This is a genomic window from Paraburkholderia sp. SIMBA_030 (assembly GCF_046535245.1).
Lineage (GTDB): Bacteria > Pseudomonadota > Gammaproteobacteria > Burkholderiales > Burkholderiaceae > Paraburkholderia.
This window is the reverse complement of record NZ_JAWRXB010000062.1, coordinates 1-1,184: the sequence shown is the minus strand read 5'-3', so window position 1 is coordinate 1,184 and position 1,184 is coordinate 1. Positions and strand designations below refer to the sequence as shown.

The 1,184-nt window shown below is 65.5% G+C and carries 1 protein-coding gene; it reads left to right on the top strand.

From position 1 onward, the window contains the following. Window positions 1-1,184, top strand: a 1,184-nt coding sequence (oxc, locus tag SB772_RS39005) for an oxalyl-CoA decarboxylase (RefSeq protein ID WP_410838389.1), incomplete at both ends; no start/stop codon positions are given.

Genomic DNA, 1,184 nt, shown 5'->3' with positions numbered 1-1,184 from the left:
ACCGAAACGACCGACGGATTCCATCTCGTCATCGATGCGCTGAAACTGAACGACATCCACACCATCTTTGGACTGGTCGGCATTCCCATCACCGACCTGGCGCGCCTTGCCCAGGCGGAGGGAATGCGTTTCATCGGCTTTCGTCACGAACAGCACGCGGGCAACGCAGCGGCCATCGCCGGTTTCATGACGCAGAAGCCGGGCATCTGCCTGACGGTGTCGGCGCCGGGCTTTCTGAACGGCCTGACGGCGCTCGCCAACGCGACTACCAACTGCTTCCCGATGATCCTGATCAGCGGCTCGAGCGAGCGCGAGATCGTCGATCTGCAGCAGGGCGATTACGAAGAAATGGATCAGTTGAATGCGGCCAGGCCGTACGCGAAGGCCGCCTATCGCGTGCTGCATGCGCAAGACATCGGCATCGGCGTGGCGCGTGCGATCCGTGCGGCGGTGTCGGGCCGTCCGGGTGGCGTGTATCTGGACTTGCCGGCCAGGCTGCTCGCGCAAACGCTGGATGCCGTGAAGGCGCAGCAGTCGCTGGTGCGCGTGGTCGATGCCGCGCCGCGTCAGTTGCCGGCGCCGGAATCGGTCAAGCGTGCGATCGATGTGCTGAAGAGCGCCAGGCGTCCGCTGATTCTGCTCGGCAAGGGGGCGGCGTACGCGCAGGCTGACGCCGAGATCCGCGCGTTCGTCGAGCAAAGCGGCATTCCGTATCTGCCGATGTCGATGGCCAAGGGCCTGCTGCCCGATACGCACGAGCAATCGGCGTCGGCGGCGCGCTCGTTCGTGCTGCAGGAAGCCGACGTCGTCGTGCTGATCGGCGCGCGGCTGAACTGGCTGCTGTCGCACGGCAAGGGCAAAACGTGGGGCGCGGCGCCGAAGCAGTTCGTCCAGGTCGATATTTCGCCGACCGAAATCGACAGCAACGTCGCGATTGCCGCGCCGGTGATCGGCGATATCGGCTCGTGCGTGGCGGCACTGCGCGCAGGCCTCGATGCGAGCTTCGCGAAGCCGGGCGCTGAGTGGACCGGCGCGATCGCCGAGCGCAAGAACAGGAATCTCGCCAGGATGGCCGCCACGCTCGACAAGAACCCGTCGCCGATGAATTTCCACAGCGCCTTGCGCGCGATCCGCGATGTGCTGAAGACGCGCCCGGACATCAACGTCGTCAACGAAGGCGCGAA